Raw genomic sequence first — 1,634 nt, forward strand, 5'->3', positions numbered from 1 at the left:
AACCCCCCGGTTTTCACAAAAACAAGGACAACGTGGGCTGAGACACGTCGACGGGCCCCACCGCGAAGGGTGGGGCCCTTCGACATCGTGCCCGGTGAGGCACTGGCGGAGGATACGAGATTCGAACTCGTGAGGGGTTGCCCCCAACACGCTTTCCAAGCGTGCGCCCTAGGCCTCTAGGCGAATCCTCCGCCGCAAACAATACAAGACGTTGAGGAGTGCTCGCGAACTCGTTCCCGCCTCCGACATCAGGTAGCCTTGGCGCAGCCCCTCACGCGGCGCTATCTGACTGAACTCCCCCAGGGCCGGAAGGCAGCAAGGGTAGGTCGGCTCTGGCGGGTGCGTGGGGGGCGTCTGCGTTCCCGGACCGGATCTCCTCGCCGGGTTCCGATGTCAGTGGGCGCCTATAACCTCGTATGCGTGTCGTCTCTCGCTCTGTACCGCCGCTACCGCCCCGAGACCTTCGCCGAGGTCATCGGGCAGGAGCATGTCACCGACCCGCTGCAGCAGGCGCTGCGGAACAACCGGGTCAACCACGCGTACCTGTTCAGCGGGCCGCGCGGCTGTGGCAAGACGACCAGCGCCCGCATCCTCGCGCGCTGCCTGAACTGTGAGCGGGGGCCCACGCCGACACCCTGCGGGGAGTGCCAGTCCTGCCAGGACCTCGCGCGCAACGGCCCCGGCTCCATCGACGTCATCGAGATCGACGCCGCTTCCCACGGAGGCGTGGACGACGCCCGTGACCTGCGCGAGAAGGCCTTCTTCGGGCCCGCCCGCAGCCGGTACAAGATCTACATCATCGACGAGGCCCACATGGTCACGTCGGCCGGCTTCAACGCGCTGCTGAAGGTCGTCGAGGAGCCGCCGGAGCATCTCAAGTTCATCTTCGCGACCACCGAGCCCGAGAAGGTCATCGGGACGATCCGGTCCCGGACGCACCACTACCCCTTCCGGCTCGTACCCCCCGGCACCCTCCGGGAGTACCTCGGGCAGGTCTGCGAGAAGGAGGCCATCCCCGTCGCCGAGGGCGTGCTCCCGCTCGTCGTGCGCGCGGGCGGCGGGTCCGTGCGTGACTCCATGTCCGTGATGGACCAGCTCCTCGCCGGCGCCGCGGCGGACGGTGTGACGTACGCCATGGCCACCGCCCTGCTCGGATACACCGACGGCTCCCTCCTCGACTCCGTCGTCGAGGCCTTCGCCACCGGCGACGGAGCCGCGGCCTTCGAGGTCGTCGACCGCGTGATCGAGGGCGGCAACGACCCGCGTCGTTTCGTCGCCGACCTCCTGGAGCGGCTGCGCGACCTGGTGATCCTCGCCGCCGTCCCGGACGCGGCGGAGAAGGGGCTCATCGACGCCCCCGCCGATGTGATCGAACGCATGCAGGCCCAGGCCGGCACCTTCGGCCCCGCCGAGCTGGGCCGCGCCGCCGACCTCGTCAACGAGGGCCTGACCGAGATGCGCGGCGCCCACTCGCCCCGTCTCCAGCTCGAACTGATCTGTGCCCGCGTCCTGCTCCCCACCGCCTACGGCGACGAGCGCTCCGTGATGGCCCGCCTCGACCGGATCGAACGCGGCGTGAACTACTCCGCGGGTCCCGTCGCCATGCCCGCCACGGGATACGTACCCGGGCCGGA

Annotated in this window: 1 protein-coding gene, 1 tRNA gene and 1 other RNA gene; 2 read left to right on the forward strand and 1 reads right to left on the reverse strand. The window is 69.3% G+C overall.

Annotated elements, in window-relative coordinates; all coding sequences use genetic code 11:
* Nucleotides 1-103: 103 nt before the first annotated feature.
* Nucleotides 104-191, reverse strand: a tRNA-Ser gene (locus ABZ281_RS48575).
* Between the two features lie 71 nt (nucleotides 192-262).
* Between ABZ281_RS48575 and ffs the strand changes: the two genes are divergently transcribed.
* Together ffs and ABZ281_RS48585 are read left to right on the forward strand one after the other, a co-directional pair.
* Nucleotides 263-359: signal recognition particle sRNA small type (gene ffs / locus ABZ281_RS48580), an RNA gene on the forward strand.
* 61 nt (nucleotides 360-420) lie between these two features.
* Nucleotides 421-1,634, forward strand: a 1,214-nt coding sequence (locus tag ABZ281_RS48585; RefSeq protein ID WP_356665161.1) for a DNA polymerase III subunit gamma and tau, incomplete at its 3' end; no start/stop codon positions are given.

This window comes from Streptomyces sp. NPDC006265 (assembly GCF_040613555.1).
Taxonomy (GTDB): Bacteria; Actinomycetota; Actinomycetes; order Streptomycetales; family Streptomycetaceae; genus Streptomyces.